Source organism: Streptomyces sp. NPDC002896, from assembly GCF_040295225.1.
GTDB lineage: Bacteria > Actinomycetota > Actinomycetes > Streptomycetales > Streptomycetaceae > Streptomyces.
Genome location: NZ_JBEOVA010000011.1, coordinates 240,269 through 260,581, shown reverse-complemented (window position 1 = coordinate 260,581; position 20,313 = coordinate 240,269). Strand labels below are relative to the sequence as shown.

The 20,313-nt window shown below is 70.5% G+C and carries 17 protein-coding genes and 1 pseudogene; 9 read left to right on the top strand and 9 right to left on the bottom strand.

Annotated elements, in window-relative coordinates:
• Positions 1-2 precede the first annotated feature (2 nt).
• A complete protein-coding gene (locus tag ABT009_RS22730) occupies positions 3-1,643 on the top strand; it encodes an ABC-F family ATP-binding cassette domain-containing protein (protein ID WP_351297708.1) in 1,641 nt (546 codons plus the stop codon).
• A gap of 159 nt (positions 1,644-1,802) precedes the next feature.
• Here ABT009_RS22730 and ABT009_RS22725 read toward each other — a convergent pair whose 3' ends face one another.
• From ABT009_RS22725 to ABT009_RS22715, 3 genes are all read right to left on the bottom strand, one after another.
• A complete protein-coding gene (locus tag ABT009_RS22725; RefSeq protein ID WP_351297705.1) occupies positions 1,803-4,181 on the bottom strand; it encodes a Tex family protein in 2,379 nt (792 codons plus the stop codon).
• A gap of 192 nt (positions 4,182-4,373) precedes the next feature.
• A complete protein-coding gene (locus tag ABT009_RS22720) occupies positions 4,374-4,517 on the bottom strand; it encodes an LPFR motif small protein (protein WP_351297702.1) in 144 nt (47 codons plus the stop codon).
• Positions 4,518-4,714: 197 nt separating this feature from the next.
• Entirely contained in the window at positions 4,715-5,581 is an 867-nt protein-coding gene (locus ABT009_RS22715; protein WP_351297699.1) for an SCO6745 family protein, read from the bottom strand.
• 126 nt (positions 5,582-5,707) lie between these two features.
• Here ABT009_RS22715 and ABT009_RS22710 point away from each other — a divergent pair, with 126 nt between their 5' ends.
• Entirely contained in the window at positions 5,708-6,676 is a 969-nt protein-coding gene (locus tag ABT009_RS22710) for a GlxA family transcriptional regulator (protein ID WP_351297696.1), read from the top strand.
• Between the two features lie 27 nt (positions 6,677-6,703).
• A complete protein-coding gene (locus ABT009_RS22705; RefSeq protein WP_351297693.1) occupies positions 6,704-7,339 on the top strand; it encodes a DJ-1/PfpI family protein in 636 nt (211 codons plus the stop codon).
• Here ABT009_RS22705 and ABT009_RS22700 read toward each other — a convergent pair.
• Positions 7,326-8,129 (bottom strand): enoyl-CoA hydratase/isomerase family protein, encoded by an 804-nt coding sequence (locus ABT009_RS22700; RefSeq protein WP_351297690.1) that lies wholly within the window; start codon positions 8,127-8,129, stop codon positions 7,326-7,328. The genes ABT009_RS22705 and ABT009_RS22700 overlap by 14 nt on opposite strands.
• 292 nt (positions 8,130-8,421) lie before the next feature.
• Here ABT009_RS22700 and ABT009_RS22695 point away from each other — a divergent pair, with 292 nt between their 5' ends.
• Complete coding sequence (locus ABT009_RS22695) at positions 8,422-8,949, top strand: ATP-binding protein (RefSeq protein ID WP_502989938.1); 528 nt, start codon at positions 8,422-8,424, stop codon at positions 8,947-8,949.
• A gap of 49 nt (positions 8,950-8,998) precedes the next feature.
• On the opposite strand, the gene idi is transcribed toward ABT009_RS22695, so the two are convergent.
• The 5 genes and pseudogenes from idi to galE all read right to left on the bottom strand — a co-directional run bounded on the left by idi (position 8,999) and on the right by galE (position 14,711).
• Positions 8,999-9,625: an isopentenyl-diphosphate Delta-isomerase gene (gene idi / locus ABT009_RS22690; RefSeq protein WP_351297684.1), complete on the bottom strand. Its 627-nt coding sequence runs from the start codon at positions 9,623-9,625 to the stop codon at positions 8,999-9,001.
• 92 nt (positions 9,626-9,717) lie between these two features.
• Positions 9,718-11,253, bottom strand: a complete 1,536-nt coding sequence (locus ABT009_RS22685) for a nuclease/transposase family protein (protein WP_502989937.1) — start codon at positions 11,251-11,253, stop codon at positions 9,718-9,720.
• A gap of 385 nt (positions 11,254-11,638) precedes the next feature.
• Positions 11,639-12,391: pseudogene (locus ABT009_RS22680) on the bottom strand (class I SAM-dependent methyltransferase); the annotation flags it as partial.
• A gap of 228 nt (positions 12,392-12,619) precedes the next feature.
• On the bottom strand, positions 12,620-13,558 hold the full coding sequence (locus ABT009_RS22675; protein ID WP_351297681.1) for a cation diffusion facilitator family transporter: 939 nt from the start codon (positions 13,556-13,558) through the stop codon (positions 12,620-12,622).
• 172 nt (positions 13,559-13,730) lie between these two features.
• Positions 13,731-14,711 carry a UDP-glucose 4-epimerase GalE gene (galE, locus tag ABT009_RS22670; RefSeq protein WP_351297678.1) on the bottom strand — a complete coding sequence of 327 codons (981 nt, stop codon included), beginning with the start codon at positions 14,709-14,711 and terminating at the stop codon, positions 13,731-13,733.
• A gap of 340 nt (positions 14,712-15,051) precedes the next feature.
• Between galE and ABT009_RS22665 the strand changes: the two genes are divergently transcribed.
• From ABT009_RS22665 to ABT009_RS22645, 5 genes are read left to right on the top strand one after another with little or no spacing between them, the layout of a single operon-like run.
• Positions 15,052-16,851: a DUF5941 domain-containing protein gene (locus tag ABT009_RS22665; RefSeq protein WP_351298038.1), complete on the top strand. Its 1,800-nt coding sequence runs from the start codon at positions 15,052-15,054 to the stop codon at positions 16,849-16,851.
• Complete coding sequence (locus ABT009_RS22660; protein WP_181660246.1) at positions 16,848-17,600, top strand: phosphocholine cytidylyltransferase family protein; 753 nt, start codon at positions 16,848-16,850, stop codon at positions 17,598-17,600. Before ABT009_RS22665 ends, ABT009_RS22660 begins: the two co-directional genes overlap by 4 nt.
• Positions 17,588-18,652, top strand: a complete 1,065-nt coding sequence (locus ABT009_RS22655; RefSeq protein ID WP_351297675.1) for an iron-containing alcohol dehydrogenase family protein — start codon at positions 17,588-17,590, stop codon at positions 18,650-18,652. The genes ABT009_RS22660 and ABT009_RS22655 overlap by 13 nt, the downstream gene beginning before the upstream one ends.
• The gene (locus ABT009_RS22650) at positions 18,630-19,409 is read left to right on the top strand and encodes a CDP-alcohol phosphatidyltransferase family protein (protein WP_351297672.1); all 780 of its coding nucleotides are present in this window, start codon (positions 18,630-18,632) and stop codon (positions 19,407-19,409) included. The genes ABT009_RS22655 and ABT009_RS22650 overlap by 23 nt, the downstream gene beginning before the upstream one ends.
• Positions 19,406-20,290: a glycosyltransferase family 2 protein gene (locus tag ABT009_RS22645; RefSeq protein WP_351297669.1), complete on the top strand. Its 885-nt coding sequence runs from the start codon at positions 19,406-19,408 to the stop codon at positions 20,288-20,290. The genes ABT009_RS22650 and ABT009_RS22645 overlap by 4 nt, the downstream gene beginning before the upstream one ends.
• Positions 20,291-20,313: the final 23 nt, after the last annotated feature.

The following is a 20,313-nucleotide window of genomic DNA, read 5'->3' as shown; positions in this document are numbered from 1 at the left end:
TGATGACTGCCACTCTCGTCGCCAAGAACCTCGCCGCCGGCCACGGCGACCGCTCGCTCTTCTCCGGGCTCGACCTCGTCGTCGCACCGGGGGACGTGATCGGGCTCGTCGGTGCCAACGGCGCCGGGAAGTCCACGCTGCTGCGCCTGCTCGCCGGGCTCGACGCCCCCGAGCAGGGCGAACTGCGCCTCTCGCCGCCCTCCGCGACCGTGGGGCATCTGCCGCAGGAGCCCGAACGGCGCCCCGGCGAGACCGTACGGGAGTTCCTCGCCCGGCGCACCGGGGTGGCCGAGGCGCAGCGGGCCATGGACGCGGCCACCCAGGCGCTGGTCGACGGGGCGCCGGGCGCCGACGACGCCTATGCGAACAGCCTGGAGAGGTGGCTCGGCCTCGGCGGTGCCGACCTGGACGAGCGTGCCGAGGAGGTCGCCGAGTCGCTCGGGCTGCGCATCGGGCTCGACCAGCCCATGACGTCGCTGTCGGGCGGGCAGGCCGCACGTGCCGGGCTCGCCTCGCTGCTGCTGTCCCGCTACGACGTGTTCCTGCTGGACGAGCCGACGAACGACCTGGACCTCGACGGACTCGAACGCCTGGAGCGGTTCGTCACCGGTCTGCGCGCCGGGACCGTCGTCGTCAGCCACGACCGGGAGTTCCTCGCCCGCACCGTGACCAAGGTCCTCGAGCTCGACCTCGCCCAGCGGGAGATCAATCTCTACGGCGGTGGATACGAGGCGTACCTGGAGGAGCGCGAGACCGCGCGCCGGCATGCCCGCGACGACTACGAGGAGTACGCCGACAAGAAGGCCGCCCTCCAGGACCGCGCGCAGATGCAGCGGTCGTGGATGGACAAGGGCGTGAAGAACGCCCGGCGCAAGGCGGGCAACGACAACGACAAGATCGGCCGCAAGTTCCGAAGCGAGGCGAGTGAGAAGCAGGCCGCGAAGGCCCGGCAGACCCAGCGCATGATCGAGCGGCTCGATGTCGTCGAGGAGCCGCGCAAGGAGTGGGAGCTGCGGATGGAGATCGCCGCGGCACCGCGCTCCGGCGCGGTCGTCGCGTCCCTGCGCGACGCCGAGGTAAGGCGCGACGGCTTCGTACTGGGGCCGGTGACGCTGCAGATCGACTGGGCCGACCGGGTCGCCGTCACCGGTGCCAACGGCGCGGGCAAGTCCACGCTCCTCGCCGCACTCCTGGGCCGCGCACCGCTCGACGCGGGCCACGCGGCGCTCGGGTCGGGGGTCGTCGTCGGCGAGGTGGACCAGGCCCGGGCGCTGTTCCATGGCTCGGAGGCACTGCTGGGCGCGTTCTGCGCGGCCGTCCCCGACACCGAGCCCGTCGAGGTCCGCACTCTGCTGGCCAAGTTCGGGCTGAAGTCCGACCATGTCCTGCGCCCTGCGGCGAGCCTCTCCCCGGGCGAACGCACCCGTGCGGCCTTGGCGCTCCTCCAGGGCCGCGGCGTCAATCTCCTCGTACTCGACGAGCCGACCAACCACCTCGATCTGCCCGCCATCGAACAACTCGAGTCCGCCCTCGACTCCTACAAGGGCACCCTGCTCCTCGTTACCCACGACCGCCGCATGCTGGACGCGGTACACACGACGCGGCGGCTGGAGGTGACGGAGGGCAAGGTGACGGAGCGCTGAGCGGGACGGCTGCCAAAGGGCAGTCGTCCTGGACCGTTGTGGGCAATCGTTCCGCAGGGCGATGGGGGTGCCTCCCATGTCTTTAAGGCAATGGGTGGGCACAGCCCCCGGCGGCGGTCACCTGGCGTGCTGCCTCGCTCCCGACGCCGGGGGTCAACCTCAGCTCCGACCCCCCTTGGGGTCAACCAACCCGGCCCGCCGAAGCGCATCTGCCATCGCACTGTTGGCAGGCGGCGGCGCCTGCCGAGCAGCACCGCCCCCGCCTCCGCGGCCCTGCCGCTGCTGCCCCCGCTGCTGAGGCGGCCGCCCCCCTCGCTGGGCCCGCCCACCCCCGCCGGAAGAGGCAGGCGCAGCCTCGTCGTCGAGCCGCAGCGTCAGCGAGATCCGCTTACGCGGAATGTCGACGTCCAGCACCTTCACCTTGACGATGTCGCCCGGCTTCACCACATCACGCGGGTCCTTGACGAACGTCTTGGACATCGCGGACACGTGCACCAGCCCGTCCTGGTGGACGCCGACGTCCACGAACGCGCCGAACGCGGCGACATTCGTGACGACGCCCTCCAGCACCATCCCGGACGACAGGTCGGAGATCTTCTCGACGCCTTCCTTGAACGTGGCCGTCTTGAACGCCGGACGCGGGTCCCGCCCGGGCTTCTCCAGCTCGCGCAGGATGTCCGTGACGGTCGGCAGACCGAAGGTCTCGTCCACGAAGTTGTCGGCGCGGAGCGAGCGCAGCACCGCCGTGTTGCCGATCAGCGAGGCCACGTCGCTGCTCGTGGTCTTCACCATGCGGCGCACCACCGGGTACGACTCGGGGTGCACGCTGGAGGCGTCCAGCGGGTCGTCGCCGCCGCGGATCCGCAGGAAGCCCGCGCACTGCTCGTACGCCTTCGGGCCAAGGCGTGCCACGTCCTTGAGCGCCTGCCGCGACCGGAACGGGCCGTTGGAGTCCCGGTGGGCGACGATGTTCTCGGCGAGGCCGCCGCCGATGCCGGAGACCCGGGCGAGGAGCGGTGCGGAAGCCGTGTTGACGTCCACGCCCACGCCGTTCACACAGTCCTCGACGACCGCGTCGAGCGAGCGCGACAGCTTCACCTCGGAGAGGTCGTGCTGGTACTGGCCGACACCGATCGACTTCGGGTCGATCTTGACCAGCTCGGCGAGCGGGTCCTGCAGGCGGCGGGCGATGGAGACGGCGCCGCGCAGCGACACGTCCATCTCGGGCAGCTCCTGCGACGCGAAGGCCGAGGCCGAATACACCGAGGCGCCCGCCTCGGACACCATCACCTTGGTCAGCTTCAACTCGGGGTGCTTGGTGATCAGTTCACCGGCCAGCTTGTCCGTCTCGCGCGACGCCGTGCCGTTGCCGATGGCGACCAGCTCGACCGCGTGCTCCTTGGCGAGCCGCGCGAGCTTGGCGATGGCCTCGTCCCACTTGTTCTGCGGGACGTGCGGGTAGATCACGTCCGTCGCGACGACCTTGCCGGTCGCGTCGACCACGGCCACCTTCACGCCCGTACGGAAACCGGGGTCCAGCCCCAGCGTCGCGCGCGTGCCCGCCGGGGCGGCCAGCAGCAGGTCGCGCAGGTTCGCGGCGAAGACCTGCACGGCCTCGTCCTCGGCTGCCGTACGCAGCCGTAGCCTCAGGTCGATGCCGAGGTGCACCAGGATGCGCGTGCGCCAGGCCCAGCGCACCGTGTCCACCAGCCACTTGTCGGCGGGACGGCCGCGCTCGGCCAGCCCGAAGCGCGAGGCGATGATCGCCTCGTACGAGGAGGGGCCGGGCTCGTCCGTGGGCTCCTCCGGCTCCAGGACGAGGTCGAGGACCTCCTCCTTCTCGCCGCGCAGCATCGCGAGGATCCGGTGCGAGGGCAGCTCGGTGAAGGGTTCGGCGAAGTCGAAGTAATCGGCGAACTTGGCGCCCGCCTCCTCCTTGCCGTCCCGCACCTTGGCGGCCAGCCGCCCGCGCGTCCACATGCGCTCGCGTAGCTCGCCGATGAGGTCGGCGTCCTCCGAGAAGCGCTCGGTGAGGATGGCGCGGGCGCCGTCCAGCGCTGCCTGTGGGTCGGCGACGCCCTTGTCGGCGTCCACGAAGGCCGCCGCGGCGGCCAGCGGATCGACCGACGGATCGCCGAGCAGCCCCTCGGCGAGCGGCTCCAGACCGGCCTCGCGCGCGATCTGCGCCTTCGTGCGGCGCTTCGGCTTGAACGGCAGGTAGATGTCCTCGAGCCGGGCCTTGGTCTCCGCGCCGCGGATCTGCGCCTCCAGCTCGTCAGTGAGCTTGCCCTGCTCGCGCACCGAGTCGAGGATCGCCGTCCGCCGCTCCTCCAGCTCACGCAGATAGCGCAGCCGCTCCTCGATCGTGCGCAGCTGCGCGTCGTCGAGCATCTCGGTCGCTTCCTTGCGGTAGCGGGCGATGAAGGGCACCGTCGAACCGCCGTCGAGCAGCTCCACGGCAGCCTTGACCTGCCGCTCCCGTACGCCGAGCTCCTCGGCGATCCTGCCTTCGATGGACCCTACGAGGGGTGTCGTCACGATCCCGTACCGCCTTCTCCACTGAGGTTGCGCCGCAATTGTGGCAGGCCCCACCGACAAGCGGGCACGTGGGCGCGACGAGGCGAGGGTGACAGTCAAAGCGAGAAGGTAGGGGAGGAAGGAGGAGGCGCCGGTGCCCGACGCGGCCGGTCGGTACGGCGCATCGCTCGCGCAGGGCCGGCGCCCACCGGGTCACACCCGGCGAGCCCGCCCCGTGCGGCGTGTCGAGTGCGCGGCGCCGCCGAACAGCCGGGCCAGGGCCCGGAAGGGCAGCGTCACCACGGTGGCGCCAGCGGCCCCGATCTGGCGCAGCACATCTGCAATGGCACGGAACACGTCTTCCCCTTTCGTCTTCCGGCCGCGAACGACCCGGAACGGCCCGGATCGGCCCGGATCGGCCGGAGACACACGGGTACCTCGGCTCGCGCAGACCAAGCAGCCGGCGGCGATCAGCTGACGTCAACTGCGCCCGCGGTCATGCGGTCTGCTGCAACCAGCCGACCTCGGCTGCAAGGAGACGCGATCCGCTGGAGTCAGTTCTTGCCGATCATTCCGGCGGGGAACGCCCCCGCCGCCACAGCCGCCCCGAGAAAGCCCGCCGCGAGTTCGGTGAGCCGTTCGACGCCCGCCGCGCCGAGGTGCTCGTACGGCGCCCGGTCGAGCCGGTCCGTCTCCGTCTCGAGATCGCGCCGAAGCGCAGTTCCGGCATCCGTCAACTCGCCCTCACCGTCGAGCAGTCCGCGCGAGCGCAGTCGCTCCGTCGCCGCGTCCCAGTCCTGCCGGGACCATCCGCGGGTGCCCAGGACCCACCTCGGTGACATGCCCTTTCCGGTGGCGGTGTGGGTCACCAGGGCCTCCAGCGGATCGAGTTCCGCGTTCAGCAGAACAGCCAGGTGCCCGTCGCCGCGGTGTTCGCGCAGGAGGGTCGCGGCATGCCAGTACGCGAGGTGCGGCTCCTCCGGTACGGGCAGGTCGGCGTGTGCGGCGTACAGCGGGCGTGCCGTCCTGCTGCAGGCCTCGGTCGCGCGTAGGGCGAGGCTCGCCGCCTCGGTCATCTCCTTCGAGGCGAGCGCCTCCTTTCCGAGCAGCCGGTGCAGCGTCGCGTCGACGGCACGCGCGCGTGCCGCAAGGACCGTCTCCGGAGGGGCGATCCGCCACACCGCGGGGACGTGCCGCGCCACGAGCTCGTGATTGAAGTTGTAGAACGTGGCCGTCACCGTGCCCGCACCGACCGCGCCCATGGCGGCCGCCCGGGCGCCGAAGTACGCGGCGTTGCGGTCCTCGATGCCGATCCCCGCCATCTCCGTTCCGAGGTCCGGCGAGAAGTAGTGGGCCGAGTGCAGCGGATTGATCGCGTTGTGGCATCGGCGCGCGGCGCGCTCCGGCAGGGGTGAGTTCATGCCGCGCAGATTACCGACTGGTTGGTATGCCGTGAAGGCGAAACCAGTCACTGACGGACCGCGATGGCAGGATAGGTGGGAAATTCGTCATTGCGGTCATCGCCCCAGGATTCAAGAATCGGTGTCATGGCGCAGCACCGAACCGTCCTCGTCGTCCTCTTCGACGACGTCCAGAGCCTCGACGTCACCGGCCCCGTGGAGGTGTTCGCGGGAGCCGCCACATACTCCGGAGACCCGGACACGTACCGGATCCGCACCGCGTCGCTCGACGGCGGGCCCGTCCGCACCTCCAGCGGACTCACCCTCGTCCCCGACGGCGCCCTTCACGACTCAGCCGACCCGCACACCCTCGTCGTCCCCGGAGGCCGGGGCACCAGGCGGCCCGACCCGCGGCTGATCTACTGGCTGCGCGAGAGGGCCCCGGGAGCCGAGCGCCTGGTCTCCGTGTGCAGCGGGGCGCTGCTGCTGGCCGCGGCCGGGCTGCTGGACGGCCGCCGGGCCACCACCCACTGGAACGTGTGCGACAGGCTCGCCCGCGACCACCCGGCCGTCGATGTCGACCCGGACCCGATCTTCGTACGCGACGGAAACGTGGCGACATCCGCCGGCGTCACCTCCGGCATCGACCTGGCCCTCGCGCTCGTCGAGGAGGATCTGGGCCGCGAGGCGGCGCTCACCGTCGCTCGGCACCTCGTCGTCTTCCTCCGCCGCCCCGGCAACCAGGCCCAGTTCAGCGCCCAGCTCGCCGCGCAGACCGCGCAACGCGAACCGCTGCGCGACGTCCAGCAGTGGATCACCGAACACCCCGACGGCGACCTCTCCGTCGAGTCGCTCGCCGCGCGCGCCAGGCTCTCACCGCGCCATTTCGCCCGCGCCTTCCAGGCCGAGACCGGCGTGACACCCGGCCGGTACGTCGAGCACGTACGCATCGAAAACGCGCGCCGGCTCCTGGAGGAGACCTCCGACGGGATCGAGGAGATCTCACACGCCTGCGGCTACGGCACCCCCGAAGCGATGCGCCGCGCCTTCCTCAAGGCACTCGGCTCGGCACCCGCCGAGTACCGCCGCCGCTTCCACGCACCCGTGCCCCGCTGAGAACACACATCCGAGAAAGGCAGGACCATGCAGATCGCCATCGTGCTCTTCGACCGCTTCACCGCCCTCGACGCAGTCGGCCCGTACGAGACCCTCGGCCGCCTCCCTGACGCCGAGCTGGTGTTCGTCGCCGAACAGACGGGCCCCGTCCGCACCGACCTTGGAACACTCGCGATCACCGCGGACAAGACCCTCGCCGAGGTCACCCGCCCCGACATCGTCGTGGTCCCGGGCGGCCCCGGCCAGACCCCGCAGATGGAGAACGACACGCTGCTCGACTGGCTGCGCGCCGCCGACGCGACCAGCACCTGGACGACGTCCGTGTGCACCGGCTCGCTGCTGCTGGCGGCCGCGGGCCTGCTCGAGGGCCGCCGGGCCACCTCCCACTGGCTGGCCCTCGACTACATCAAGCGGTTCGGCGTCGAGCCGACCGGCGAGCGTGTGGTGGTCGACGGCAAGTACGTCACCGCGGCCGGCGTCTCATCGGGCATCGACATGGGGCTCACCCTCGTCGGCATGATCGCGGGCGACCGCCACGCTCAGTCCGTGCAGCTGCTCACCGAGTACGACCCGCAGCCGCCCTACGACGCGGGCTCCCCGCACAAGGCCCCGGCCGACCTGGTGGAGGAGTGGCGCTCGAAGAGCCGGTTCATCCTGCAGTAGGCCCGTCAGCAGCGCCATCGAAGGTCCACTCGAACTGCGGCCGCCTGCCCTCCAGAAACGCGGCCACCCCCTCCGCCCTGTCACCACTTCCGCGCGCCTGCTCCGCCCAGTACGCGGCCCGGTCCAGGCGGCCATCGGCGAACTCCTTGGCCGCCGCCTGCGTCAGCTGCGAGCGCGAGACCAGCACGCGTGCGAACTCCGCGACACGCTTGCCGAGTTCGCCGGCAGGCAGCACCTCGTCCACCAGCCCGGTGCGCAGCGCACGGCCCGCGTCGATCAACTCGCCGGAGAACAGCAGGTACTTCGCCGCGGCCGGTCCCACCAGCGACACCAGGCGCTGCGTGGACGAGGCCGGATAGACGATCCCGAGCTTCGCCGGCGTCACCCCGAACAGGGCCTCCTCGTCGGCGAAGCGCAGATCGCAGGCGGCGGCGAGCTGGCATCCGCCGCCTACGCAGTGCCCCCGCACCGCCGCGAGCGTCGGCTTGGGGAACGCCGCCAGCGCATCCTCGGCCTCCACGGCCAGGACCTGCGCCCCGGCGGAACCTCCGGACCCAGCTCCCGAGCCCTCCGAAGGCTCCCGCAACGACGAGATGTCCGCGCCCGCACAGAACGTCCCGCCCTCACCGGTCAGCACGAGAGCCCGTACGGCCGGATCCGTCGCCAGCCTGTCCAGCAGCGGAGGCAGCGCCCGCCACATGTCCGCGGTCATGGCGTTTCGTTTCGCCGGGTGGTGGATGACGACGGTGGCGACGCCGTCGGCGACGCTGTGCAGCAGCTGCGGCTCCATGAGGCGGATGCTATCCGCAGGCCCCGAACGTACGATCAAGAAGGGGGCGGATGAATCCCGTGTGCACTGGTGGAACAAGCCGGGCAATTTACCGACCTGACCCATACAAACCGAAGACCCTCGGAAGGCAGCACAACAAGGGCAGGAGCAGTCACACAACTGACGCTGTCATACGCCAACGATCAGAAACCGTCGATAATTGCTGACTTTGCGTCAGTGGTCCGGCATGGACCAGGACATTCCCAACACTCTTTGCGTGGCGACAATCGAGCGTAAGGGTGGCGACCGGACCATGGACGACAGCGGGTGGGGGTCCGGCCTTCACCCACCGGTTGGCGGGGGTACCGAGCGAAGTCCCGCAGTAGCTCCTCCGGACTCAGTCCAGGGGGTCCCTCAGTCGTACGAGGGTGTCTGGCGGTTCACCGCCGCCGCTGTTGACGTATCCGTGCCCCAGGCGCGGCACGCGGTCCGCGATCTGATCGCCCGGCAGGGCGTGCCCGCACCGGACGAGCTGCTCCAGGGGCTGCTGGTGATCGTCTCCGAGCTGGTCACCAACGCGGTACGGCATGCCGCCCTGCTCTCGCCCATGCTCGCGGTGGAGGTGGCCGTCGGATCCGAATGGGTCCGGGTCTCCGTCGAGGACAACCATCCCTACCGCCCGACGGCGCTGGAGGCCGACTACGGCCAGACCGGCGGCCGCGGTCTGCTTCTCGTGCGTGAGATCACCCGGGAGGCGGGCGGGGTGTGCAACGTCGAGCACACCGCCAGTGGGGGCAAGGTCATCTGGGCGGCCCTGCCCCTCAAGCCGGGTCTGGTGTAGCCGCCGGCCGGGGTCAGGGGCGGAGCCCCAGGCCCCCCGCCCGGCGCCGTCACCAGCCTGCCGCAGCCCCCGTGAGCTCCCTGATCGCGGGCCGCGCCGCATCCAGCACCGTCATGAACCAGGCCGAGAACGGATCCTTCGCGTGCCGCTCCACCAGCTCGGCGGGGGTCACGAACGCGGTCCGGCCGACCTCCGTCGGGTCCGGCCGCAACGGCGCCTGCACCATCCCGACGAAGAGGTGGTTGTACTCCTGTTCCACCAGGCCCGAGTGCGGGTCCGGGTGGTTGTATCGGACGGTGCCGGCCTCGGCGAGCAGCGAGGGCGAGACGCCCAGCTCCTCGTACGTCCGGCGGGCCGCGGCGGCGAACGGCGCCTCACTCGGATAGGGGTGCCCGCAGCATGTGTTCGACCACACGCCGGGGGAGTGGTACTTGCCGAGCGCGCGCTGCTGCAGCAGCAGCCGTCCCTGCTCGTCGAAGAGGAAGACCGAGAAGGCCCTGTGGAGCTGCCCCGGCGGCTGGTGGGCGGCCAGCTTCTCCGCCGTGCCGATCGTGTTGCCGTCCTCGTCGACCAGTTCCAGCAAGATCGCTTCTGTGGTGCCTCCCCCAGAGCCTGAAGGGTCTGGGAGGTGCCCCCATGATGAACCGTGCCCCGTGGTGGCAGGTGTGATCGGCATACTCATCCTTCGTATCGGTCTTCGAACCTCAAGTCTGCCGTACGAGTCCGACAGCCCCGGGACCCGGCGCCCCGCATGTCCCGCTACCGTTCCTAGACACTGAGCGGGAGTGAGTCCTGTTGCCAGGACTGCTGCTCAGCGGCGCTGCCCCGAACGGTGTTGGGCAGGCTGGTCCCCCGCTTTCGCTCCATCACCGGCGACGCGCATCTTGTGCGCGGTCCGGGCAGGTGGGGGCGGGTTCCCTCACACCCCGGGGCCTCCGGTCGGGCCTGGACGGTCCGATGCCCACAGCGATCACTCTGGTCGCGGTGGGGCGGTGCCGCCCGTCGCCTGATCGGGTGCCCGAGGGCGCGTCGCCCGATCGCGATGCTCGCGGCATCGTGCCGGGTCGTCTCACGTCGTGGGGTGGCCAGCGGCTTCTGCCAGTGCTGGGCACCCCACCGGCTGGTGTAGGCCGGGTCGACCGCGACGATCGCCACATCCTGCTCGGCGGCCATGGACACCAGCCGGGCCGTGAGCTTCGCGGTCGGAAAGCGGGAGATCAACCGTCGGAACCGCTTGTTGCGGCCGTGCTTCTCCCGGCTTTTACTGTCGGCGAAGTCGAGGTCCTCGACGGCGATCGCGGTGACCCCGCAGCGGCGCGTGTAGTGCAGTAGCCGGGTCAGCGCATGCCGGATCTGCGCATCCCGGTGAGCGGCGCTGCCCGACAGATCGTAGAAGAAGCGCTGCGGCTCACCCATCGGGTTGCCGTGCCGATCGAGGCGCCAGGCCGCAAGGTGGTCGTCGTTCATGTCCACCCCGACCGTGCCCCGGGCCAGCGCCGTCTGAAGCGGCAGGGCGGGCACGGCGGCGCGCTGCCAGGACGCCGTCACATACCAGCGCCCCCGTACCGGGTCGTGGTGGATCCGGTAGGCCACCGCACGGTTCGCGGTGATCCGGTCGCGCCACTCCTCGCCCCGATACTTGAAGGCCACCACCGCGTCCAGCACATACCGGTCGTGCGCCGCATTGGCCAAGTGGCCGAGCTCAGCTGGGAGTTTGATGGAGATGTGTCCGGTATCGGTGATGCGGATGGTCTCGTTGCCTAACCGCTTGCCCGACTCCCCGTCCGCGGCCAGAAACATCCGCGCGGCCTCCCACCGCTCCCGCCACGCCTCCTTGCTCAGCCTGGCATCGTCCAGGTGGTGACGGGTAGTGGCGAGCCGACGGCCACCGCGCACCACACGCACCCGGCCCGCACTCCAGTCCGCCTCCACCCCCGCCAGCCGGTCTCGGAGGGTGTGCAGGCGGCGGGACTTGGCGTGCCACTCGCCGCGGGTGGCGTAGCCGCGTGGCAGCCCTTCACGCTTGTTGGCCTTGGCCCCCAGCGGCCTGGCCAGCCGGGCCTCGATCTGTGCGATCTGCCCGCGCAGCCAGGAGACATACGTGGTCTGTGCGCGCCGGGCCAGCGCCCACTGGTCCTGCGTCGCCTTGGTGATACTGCCCGCCCACCGCGATGACGACCGGTCCGTCAGTTTCCGCTTGCGCACCGCCCAGCCGGCGGCATCGTGTTCCAGGCCCTGACGACAGCGGTCGGCGAGATCACCGGCAGCGAGCGAGCCGAGGAAAGCGCCGACCTCGCCCAGCACAGCCGCATCCCTGCCGGACAGCCGCATCCCTGCCGGACAGGCGCAGGCGGTCCCGGATGGCCACCCCCGCAGGCCCCGGCACCACGAAGGGCGACGCCAGCGCCCGGACTCCGCCCACTCCTTCACCCCCCGACCCGAAGATCCCATCACGGAACTCAACGACCACCACCCACAAAGGTCACCCATTCGACCCAAGAAACTCTGTTCCCCCTCCAGAAGGCCCGCGGGACACGCACCACGGAAGGCAACCTCCAGTGCACTGACACGACCAGCCCATCCCGGCCGGGTGCTCACTTGTACTCGCCAGGACCCACTACAACTCAGGCACTCGGCAGCAGTTGGCAACCCCCGCAGGGCAGCGGGACATACATCGCACATGTGATCAGCGGATTTCCGCCGGGCGCAGCACAAAGCCCGCGTAGCCGTACTCGCTGCCGTGTTCGCGCCGCATCGCCAGCTCCGTGCGCGTCGCGGCGACGGCTTCGGCCATTCCGGGCGCCGCCGGATCGGCTGCGTCGGCGTGTGCGGCGAGCGGTACGTAGTACTCGTCCCAGTCGGACTCGGGCTGCACGTACACGCCGGTCACCGTGTATCCGGCGGCCATGGCCGCCAGCGTGTTCTCCTCGACCGTGCGCAGCCGGTACGCGTTGTCCCAGTAGGTGCGGGCCTCCGCACTGGGCGTGTCGGTGGTCCACACGCACTCGGTGAGCACGAGCGCACCACCCGGCGCGAGCAGCCGGCGCCAGTCGCGCAGCGCCGTGTCGAAACCGATGCTGTACGCCGAGCTCTCCGCCCAGACGAGGTCGAAGGAACCGTCCGGGTAGGGGAGCTCTCCCATGTCGCCGTTGACGGGATGGATCAGGTGCGTGAGCCCACGCGCCTCGACGGCCGCGCGCAGCTCGTCCAGGAACGGTTCGTGCAGATCGACGGCGGTCACTTCCGCGCCTGCCTCCGCCGCGAGGAGCAGCGCGGACCGGCCCGGGCCGCAGCCGAGGTCGAGGGCGCGCGGTCGGTCCGGGAGCGGGCCGGCGAGGGAGAGGAGGTGTCGGGTGGTGGCGTCGGAGCCAGGCCCCTGCCGGGGCAGGCCGTGGTGCAGCTCGAAGAAGGCGCTGTACGCGCCGGTGTCGTGGTCGGTCACCGTGAGAAACCCTAGAGTGAAGGGGCCCGGCCGATGCGCGCGAGGCAGCTCAGCCGTGAGCCCGGGAGATGGGGATGCACCTGTCGCTGCGCAAGGCAGCGCTCGCCGCGACGACGGTCATCAACCCACCTCCTCAAGGGACGCTGAGCAGGCTAGCAGCGGGCGGTGATGGCGCGGGCGGTTTTTCGGCCGCCCCGGTCCGCGCCGCCCCTGCCGGTGCCGTCGGTCTCAGTGGCAGAGCCTCGCCTCGTGCTCCGCGTGGCCTCCCGGCTCCAGCTGGAACGTGCAGTGCTCGACGTCGAAGTGATCGCCCAGGCACGCCTGCAACTCGTGCAGCACCTTCTCGTTCCCGATCGTGTTGAGGACGTCGGAGCTCACGACCACGTGCGCGGAGAGCACCGGCAGGCCCGACGTGATCGTCCAGGCGTGCAGGTCGTGCACGTCCTCGACGCTCGGCAGAGCCAGCATGTGCGCCCGCACCTCGGCCATGTCGACGTTCTTCGGGGCCGCCTCCAGCAGGACGTTCAGCGTCTCGCGCAGCAGCTTCACCGTCCGCGGCACGATCATGAGAGCGATGACGAGCGAGGCGATCGGGTCGGCCGCCTGCCAGCCCGTGGTCAGGACGACGACCGCCGACACCAGCACGGCCAGCGAGCCCAGCGCGTCCGCCATCACCTCGAGGAAGGCGCCGCGCACATTGAGGCTCTCTTTCTGGCCGCGCATCAGCAGGACCAGCGAGACCGTGTTGGCCACCAGGCCGACGAGGCCGAAGACGATGGTCAGCCCGCCCCGGGTGTCGGCCGGAGTGATGAACCGGTCGATCGCCTCGAACAGCACATAGCCGCCCACCCCCAGCAGCAGCAGACAGTTGGCGAGCGCGGCGAGGATCTCGGCGCGTGCGAACCCGAAGGTGCGGTTGGCGGTCGCGGGACGGTTCGCGAAGTGGATCGCCAGCAGCGCCATGCCGAGCCCGAGGGCGTCCGTGGCCATGTGCGTCGCGTCCGCGATCAGGGCCAGCGAGTCCGCGGCGATGCCTCCCACGATCTCGACCGCCATGACCGTGAGCGTGATCATCAGTGCGATGCGCAGCCGCCCGCGGTACGCGCCCGACGCGGTGCCCGTCGCGGGTGCGCCGTGCGTATGCCCGTGGTGGTGCCCAGCTCCCATGGAAGCCGCCTTCCGTATCGCCGTGCCCCCGTCCGGCGTATCCGCCGTGCCGACCGTCTCGCGGCCCAGTGAACTACGGGTGGGGGGTATCGGGCAACACGGCACTGAACACCGTTGTCATATGCTCTGACCTGCGGAAACGATGTGCAGGTCAGAGCGGTGACAAGATCGCTTACCGGGCTGCCTCGGGGTGTCGCAGACACCAGCCCTGCCACGCCGACTCGACCATCTCGCGGACCCCGTACCGGGCCGTCCAGCCCAGTTCCTCGGCCGCCCGCCCGGCGGATGCGACCGCGCGCGGAGCGTCGCCGGGGCGGCGCGCCTCCATGAGGGGCGGCCGGTGGTCGCCGGTCACCTCGGCGATCGTCGTGATGAGTTCCCGTACGGAGACGCCCTCGCCGCGGCCGATGTTCACCGTCAGATCGCCCGATACGTCGGCGGCCGAGAGCCGGCGTGCGGCCGCGAGATGGGCCTCGGCCAGGTCGGCGACGTGGATGTAGTCGCGGATGCAGGTGCCGTCCGGCGTCGGATAGTCGTCGCCGAAGATCCGCGGGGCCTCGTCACGGGTGAGCCGGTCGAAGACCATGGGGATGACGTTGAACACGCCCGTGTCCGCGAGCTCCGGCGCCGCGGCGCCCGCCACGTTGAAGTAGCGCAGGCACACCGTCGCGATGCCGTGCGCCCGGCCCGCCGCCCGGACCAGCCACTCCCCGGTGAGCTTCGTCTCGCCGTACGGACTGAGCGGTACGCAGGGCGTGTCCTCGGTGATCAGGGTCACATCCGGGTTGCCGTACACGGCCGCGGACGAGGAGAAGAGGAACCGTTTGATCCCGGCCTCGGCGACCGCCTCGAGGAGCACCGCCAGGCCGCCCACGTTTTCGCGGTAGTAGCGCGTCGGCTGGTCGACGGACTCGCCCACCTGCTTGAGGGCTGCGAGATGCACCACACCCGTCACCGCATGCTCGGTGAGCACCCGCTTCAGCAGCGCGGCATCGTGCGCCGAGCCTTCGACGAGCGGGATCTGAGGCGGCAGCCGGTCGGGGACACCGGCCGAGATGTCGTCCAGCACGACCAGGCGCTCCCCGGCATCCGCCATGGCCCGCGCCACGTGTGCCCCTATATATCCAGCTCCACCTGTGATCAGCCATGTCATGAAGGCCAACCCTAAGCTGGACCGGCGGCACGGGCATGCCCTGCGCCGGACCCGATGCCGCTCATACGGGGATCTGAGGCCATGTATGCGGGCATCCGGGACCACGGTTTGTGGGCATCTGGGGCCACGGTTTGTGGGCCGGGGTGCCGATCCCCGATGATGATCGTCACGGCTGCGGTCGCGCAGACCGCGCTTATCGGGCCGTAAACGGGTGATGAACACCTGCTTCCGTTCATCCGATAACCTCAGCCGATGCGCCGCCCGGCCGCCTGGGCCAGGGGCGTCCCACCATGCGCATGCCCGGCGCCGCGACGCACCGGCAACCAAGGAGTGAGTTCGTCTGTCGACCGCAATCCTCATCGGCCAGCCGGCCCCCGGATCGACCCTCGAGGGCGATCTGCGGTCGCTGGGCTTCGACGTGCGGATCGCTACCGACGCCGCCGACGCCGGGTCGCTGCTCGCTGTGATCCCGGGCGATGACCGGGTCGCGATCGTCGACGCCCGGTTCGTGGGCCACGTCCACGCCCTCCGCCTCGGCCTCACCGACCCCCGCTTCGACGCCTCCGCCGTTTCCGGCGCCGTATCGGCCCGCCCGCCGGCCCGCCCGGCACTGGCGCTCGCCGTACGCAGAGCCGCCGAGAGCACCGCACGCGGCGCCGTCGCCGTCGGCAGCGTCGCCGACACCGTGGCCGCGGTCCTCGAGGACACCGACGTCGCGGTGCACCGGCCCGAGCTCGGCTCCCTCGTCGCCGCCGTCCCCGCCGATCCCCAGGCGGGCAACGAAGCCCGGCAGGCCGTCGCGGCCGTCGACGAAGAGGCCATACGCCTGCGGAGCGCCGTGAAGTCCCGGGACGGCTTCTTCACGACGTTCTGCATCAGCCCGTACTCGCGCTACATCGCCCGCTGGTGTGCCCGTCGCGGCCTGACGCCCAATCAGGTCACCACTGCCTCGCTGTTCACCGCGCTGATCGCGGCCGGCTGCGCCGCCACCGGCACGCGCGGCGGCTTCGTCGCAGCCGGTGCGCTGCTCCTCTTCTCCTTCGTCCTGGACTGCACCGACGGGCAGCTCGCCCGGTACTCGCTGCAGTACTCGACGCTCGGGGCCTGGCTGGATGCCACCTTCGACCGGGCCAAGGAGTACGCCTACTACGCGGGCCTCGCGCTCGGTGCGGCCCGCGGCGGCGACGACGTCTGGGCGCTGGCCCTCGGCGCGATGGTGCTGCAGACCTGCCGCCACGTCGTGGACTTCTCCTTCAACGAGGCGAACCACGACGCGACCGCCAACACCAGCCCCACTGCGGCCCTTTCCGACAAGCTCGACAGCGTCGGCTGGACGGTCTGGGTACGCCGGATGATCGTCCTGCCGATCGGCGAACGCTGGGCGATGATCGCCGTGCTCACGGCGGTGACCACCCCTCGTATCACCTTCTACGTGCTGCTCATCGGGTGCGCGATAGCTGCGACGTACACCACAGCAGGCCGCGTACTGAGGTCCCTTACCCGCAAGGCGCACAGGACCGACCGGGCCGCTCAGGCGCTGGCCGATCTCACCGACTCCGGCCCGCTCGCGCAGGTGTTCGCCCGGGCGCTGAAGAGCGCCGCGCGGCTTCTGCCGCCGCCCGTCTACGCGTTCGTCGGCGGCGTGGTCGTCGTCACTGTGAGCGCTCTCACGGACTTCGGCGGACCGTGGCCCGTCGTCGCCGCGCTCGTGTACTGCGTCACATCCGGGATCGCGGTCTCCCGACCCCTGAAAGGCGCCCTGGACTGGCTTGTTCCGCCGTTCTTCCGGGCCGCCGAGTACGGCACGTTCCTGGTCCTTGCGGCCAACTCCGGTGTGAACGGGGCCTTGCCCGCAGCTTTCGGACTGGTGGCCGCAGTCGCCTACCATCACTACGACACGGTGTACCGCATCCGCGGCAACACCGGCGCGCCCCCGCACTGGCTTGTGCGGGCGATCGGCGGACACGAAGGCAGAGTCCTGGTGGTCACCGTGGTCGCGGCTCTGCTCAACAACACAGATTTCACCGTCGCGCTCACGGCCCTCGCCGTGGCCGTGGCACTCGTGGTGCTCGTCGAGAGCATCCGCTTCTGGGTGTCCTCCGGAGCACCCGCCGTACACGATGAAGGAGAACCCGCATGATCGGCCTCGTGCTGGCGGCCGGCGCCGGACGGCGTCTGCGCCCCTACACCGACACCCTGCCCAAGGCTCTGGTGCCGGTGGGCCCCGAAGGCAACGAGGACAGCCTCACCGTCCTGGACCTGACCCTCGGCAACTTCGCCGAGATCGGTCTGACGGAGGTCGCGATCATCGTCGGGTACCGCAAGGAGGCCGTGTACGAGCGCCGCGAGGCGCTGGAGGCCAAGTACGGCCTCAAGATCACCCTGATCGACAACGACAAGGCCGAGGAGTGGAACAACGCCTACTCCCTGTGGTGCGGCCGTGACGCGATCAAGCACAGCGTGATCCTCGCCAACGGCGACACCGTGCACCCGGTCTCCGTCGAGAAGACCCTGCTCGCCGCCCGCGGTGGCGACAAGAAGATCATCCTTGCCCTCGACACGGTGAAGTCCCTCGCCGACGAGGAGATGAAGGTCGTCGTCGACCCCGAGAAGGGCATGACGAAGATCACCAAGCTGATGGACCCGGCCGAGGCCACCGGTGAGTACATCGGCGTCACCCTCATCGAGGGCGAGGCGGCCGACGAGCTCGCCGACGCGCTGAAGACTGTTTTCGAGACGGACCCGCAGCAGTTCTACGAGCACGGCTACCAGGAGCTCGTCAACCGCGGCTTCCGGATCGACGTCGCGCCCATCGGCGACGTCAAGTGGGTCGAGATCGACAACCACGACGACCTCGCCAAGGGACGTGAAATCGCGTGCCAGTACTGACGCGGCTCATTCCGTCGCCGGTCGTCGTCGACATCCGGCCGGGTGCGCTCGATGATCTGGCGACGATTCTGTCCGACCAGCGCATCGCTCCGTCCGGCCGGATGGCCTTCGCCATCAGCGGGGGCTCCGGCCAGGCGCTGCGCGAGCGCTTCGCGCCGACGCTGCCCCAGGCGGACTGGTTCGACGACGCCGACGGCACCATCGACGGCGCGGTCCGCCTTGCCGACTCGATCAAGAAGGGCGGCCACTACGACGCGGTGATCGGCCTCGGCGGCGGCAAGGTCATCGACTGCGCGAAGTACGCCGCCGCGCGTGTGGGCCTGCCTCTGGTCGCGGTGGCCACGAACCTCGCCAACGACGGTCTGTGCTCCCCGGTGGCCACGCTTGACAACGACGCGGGCCGCGGCTCGTACGGTGTGCCCAACCCGATCGCGATCGTCATCGACCTGGATGTCATCCGTGAGGCGCCGGTGCGTTTCGTGCGGGCCGGCATCGGCGACGTGATCTGCAAGATCTCTGCCGTGGCCGACTGGGAGCTGTCGCACCGGGAGACCGGCGAGCAGGTCGACGGCCTTGCCGCCGCAATGGCCCGCCAGGCTGCCGAGGCCGTGCTGCGTCATCCGAGCGGCATCGGCGCCGACGACTTCCTGACGACGCTGTCGGAGTCCTTGGTCCTGTGCGGCATCTCGATGTCCGTGGCCGGTGACAGCCGCCCCGCGTCCGGTGCCTGCCACGAGATCAGCCACGCGTTCGACCTGCAGTTCCCCAAGCGCAACGCCCTCCACGGAGAGCAGTGCGGCCTGGGCGGTGCGTTCGCCACGTACCTGCGTGGTGACCGGGACATGGCCGGACAGATGGCCGACGTCCTGTACCGGCACGGACTCCCCGTCCTCCCGGAGGAGATCGGCTTCACGGTGGACGAGTTCGTCCAGGTCGTGGAGTTCGCTCCGAAAACCCGCCCCGGTCGTTACACGATTCTGGAACACCTCGACCTGACCACCGACCAGATCAAGGACGCATACGCCGACTATGCCAAGGCCATCGGTAGCTGAACTCCGCCCCGTCGTTCATCCCCCGGGTGTGAAGGACCGGCGGAGCGGTGAGCACTGGGCCGGCCGGCTCTACATGCGCGAGATCTCGCTGCGCATCGACCGGCACCTGGTGAACACGCGGGTCACGCCCAACCAGCTGACCTACCTGATGACCGTGTTCGGCGTCCTCGCCGCCCCGGCCCTGCTGGTGCCGGGGATCCCGGGCGCCGTGCTCGGCGTGCTGATGGTCCAGCTCTACCTGCTCCTGGACTGCGTGGACGGCGAGATCGCTCGCTGGAAGAAGCAGTTCTCGCTCGGCGGGGTGTACCTGGACCGGGTCGGCGCCTACCTGTGCGACGCCGCGGTGCTGGTCGGCTTCGGCCTGCGCGCCGCCGACCTGTGGGGCTCCGGGCGGATCGACTGGCTGTGGGCGTTCCTCGGCACCCTCGCCGCCCTCGGCGCCATCCTGATCAAGGCCGAGACCGACCTCGTCGGCGTCGCCCGTCACCAGGGCGGGCTGCCGCCGGTCAAGGAGGCGGCGTCCGAGCCGCGGTCATCCGGTATGGCGCTGGCCCGCAGGGCCGCCGCTGCGCTGAAGTTCCACCGGCTCGTGCTCGGCGTCGAGGCGTCCCTGCTGATCCTGGTCCTCGCGATCGCGGACACGATCAGGGGTGACCTGTTCTTCTCGCGGCTCGGTGTCGCCGTGCTGGCCGGCATCGCGATCCTGCAGACCCTGCTGCACCTCGTGTCCATCCTCGCCTCGAGCAGGCTGAAGTGAGTACCGGCATGAAGGTCGGCGCGGTCATCATCACCATGGGCAACCGCCCCGACGAGCTCCGTGCCCTCCTCGACTCGGTCGCCAAGCAGGACGGCGACCCGGTCGAGGTGGTCGTGGTCGGCAACGGCTCGCCGGTGCCGGACGTCCCCGAGGGCGTACGCACCGTCGAACTGCCGGAGAACCTCGGCATCCCGGGCGGCCGCAACGTCGGCATCGAGGCGTTCGGCCCGTCCGGCTCCGAGGTAGACGTCCTGCTGTTCCTCGACGACGACGGACTGCTCGCCCACCACGACACGGCGGAGCTGTGCCGCGAGGCCTTCGCGGCCGACCCGAAGCTCGGCATCGTCAGCTTCCGTATCGCCGACCCCGACACCGGCGAGACCCAGCGCCGCCACGTGCCGCGTCTGCGCGCCTCCGACCCGATGCGCTCCTCGCGCGTCACCACCTTCCTCGGCGGTGCCAACGCGGTCCGTACGCGCGTGTTCGCCGAGGTCGGCGGCCTGCCCGACGAGTTCTTCTACGCGCACGAGGAGACGGATCTCGCCTGGCGGGCCCTGAACGCGGGCTGGATGATCGACTACCGCTCCGACATGGTGCTGTACCACCCGACGACCGCCCCGTCCCGGCACGCGGTCTACCACCGGATGGTGGCCCGCAACCGCGTCTGGCTCGCCCGCCGCAATCTGCCCGCCCTGCTGGTCCCGGTCTACCTGGGTGTCTGGCTGCTGCTGACCCTGGCGCGCCGCCCTTCGAGCCCCGCCCTGAAGGCGTGGTTCGGCGGCTTCAGAGAGGGCTGGACCACCGCGTGCGGCCCCCGGCGGCCCATGAAGTGGCGTACCGTGTGGCGGCTGACCCGACTGGGCCGCCCTCCTGTCATCTGACAAGCTCGGTCTGAGAGCATTCG

Coding starts and splice junctions, on each gene's coding strand:
- ABT009_RS22650 (WP_351297672.1), top strand. CDS start 18,630: ATGCCAAGGCCATCGGTAGCTGAACTCCGCCCCGTCGTTCATCCCCCG.
- ABT009_RS22675 (WP_351297681.1), bottom strand. CDS start 13,558: ATGGGAGCTGGGCACCACCACGGGCATACGCACGGCGCACCCGCGACG.
- idi (WP_351297684.1), bottom strand. CDS start 9,625: ATGCCGATCACACCTGCCACCACGGGGCACGGTTCATCATGGGGGCAC.
- ABT009_RS22715 (WP_351297699.1), bottom strand. CDS start 5,581: ATGAACTCACCCCTGCCGGAGCGCGCCGCGCGCCGATGCCACAACGCG.
- ABT009_RS22705 (WP_351297693.1), top strand. CDS start 6,704: ATGCAGATCGCCATCGTGCTCTTCGACCGCTTCACCGCCCTCGACGCA.
- ABT009_RS22700 (WP_351297690.1), bottom strand. CDS start 8,129: ATGGAGCCGCAGCTGCTGCACAGCGTCGCCGACGGCGTCGCCACCGTC.
- galE (WP_351297678.1), bottom strand. CDS start 14,711: ATGACATGGCTGATCACAGGTGGAGCTGGATATATAGGGGCACACGTG.
- ABT009_RS22695 (WP_502989938.1), top strand. CDS start 8,422: ATGGACGACAGCGGGTGGGGGTCCGGCCTTCACCCACCGGTTGGCGGG.
- ABT009_RS22710 (WP_351297696.1), top strand. CDS start 5,708: ATGGCGCAGCACCGAACCGTCCTCGTCGTCCTCTTCGACGACGTCCAG.
- ABT009_RS22660 (WP_181660246.1), top strand. CDS start 16,848: ATGATCGGCCTCGTGCTGGCGGCCGGCGCCGGACGGCGTCTGCGCCCC.
- ABT009_RS22730 (WP_351297708.1), top strand. CDS start 3: ATGACTGCCACTCTCGTCGCCAAGAACCTCGCCGCCGGCCACGGCGAC.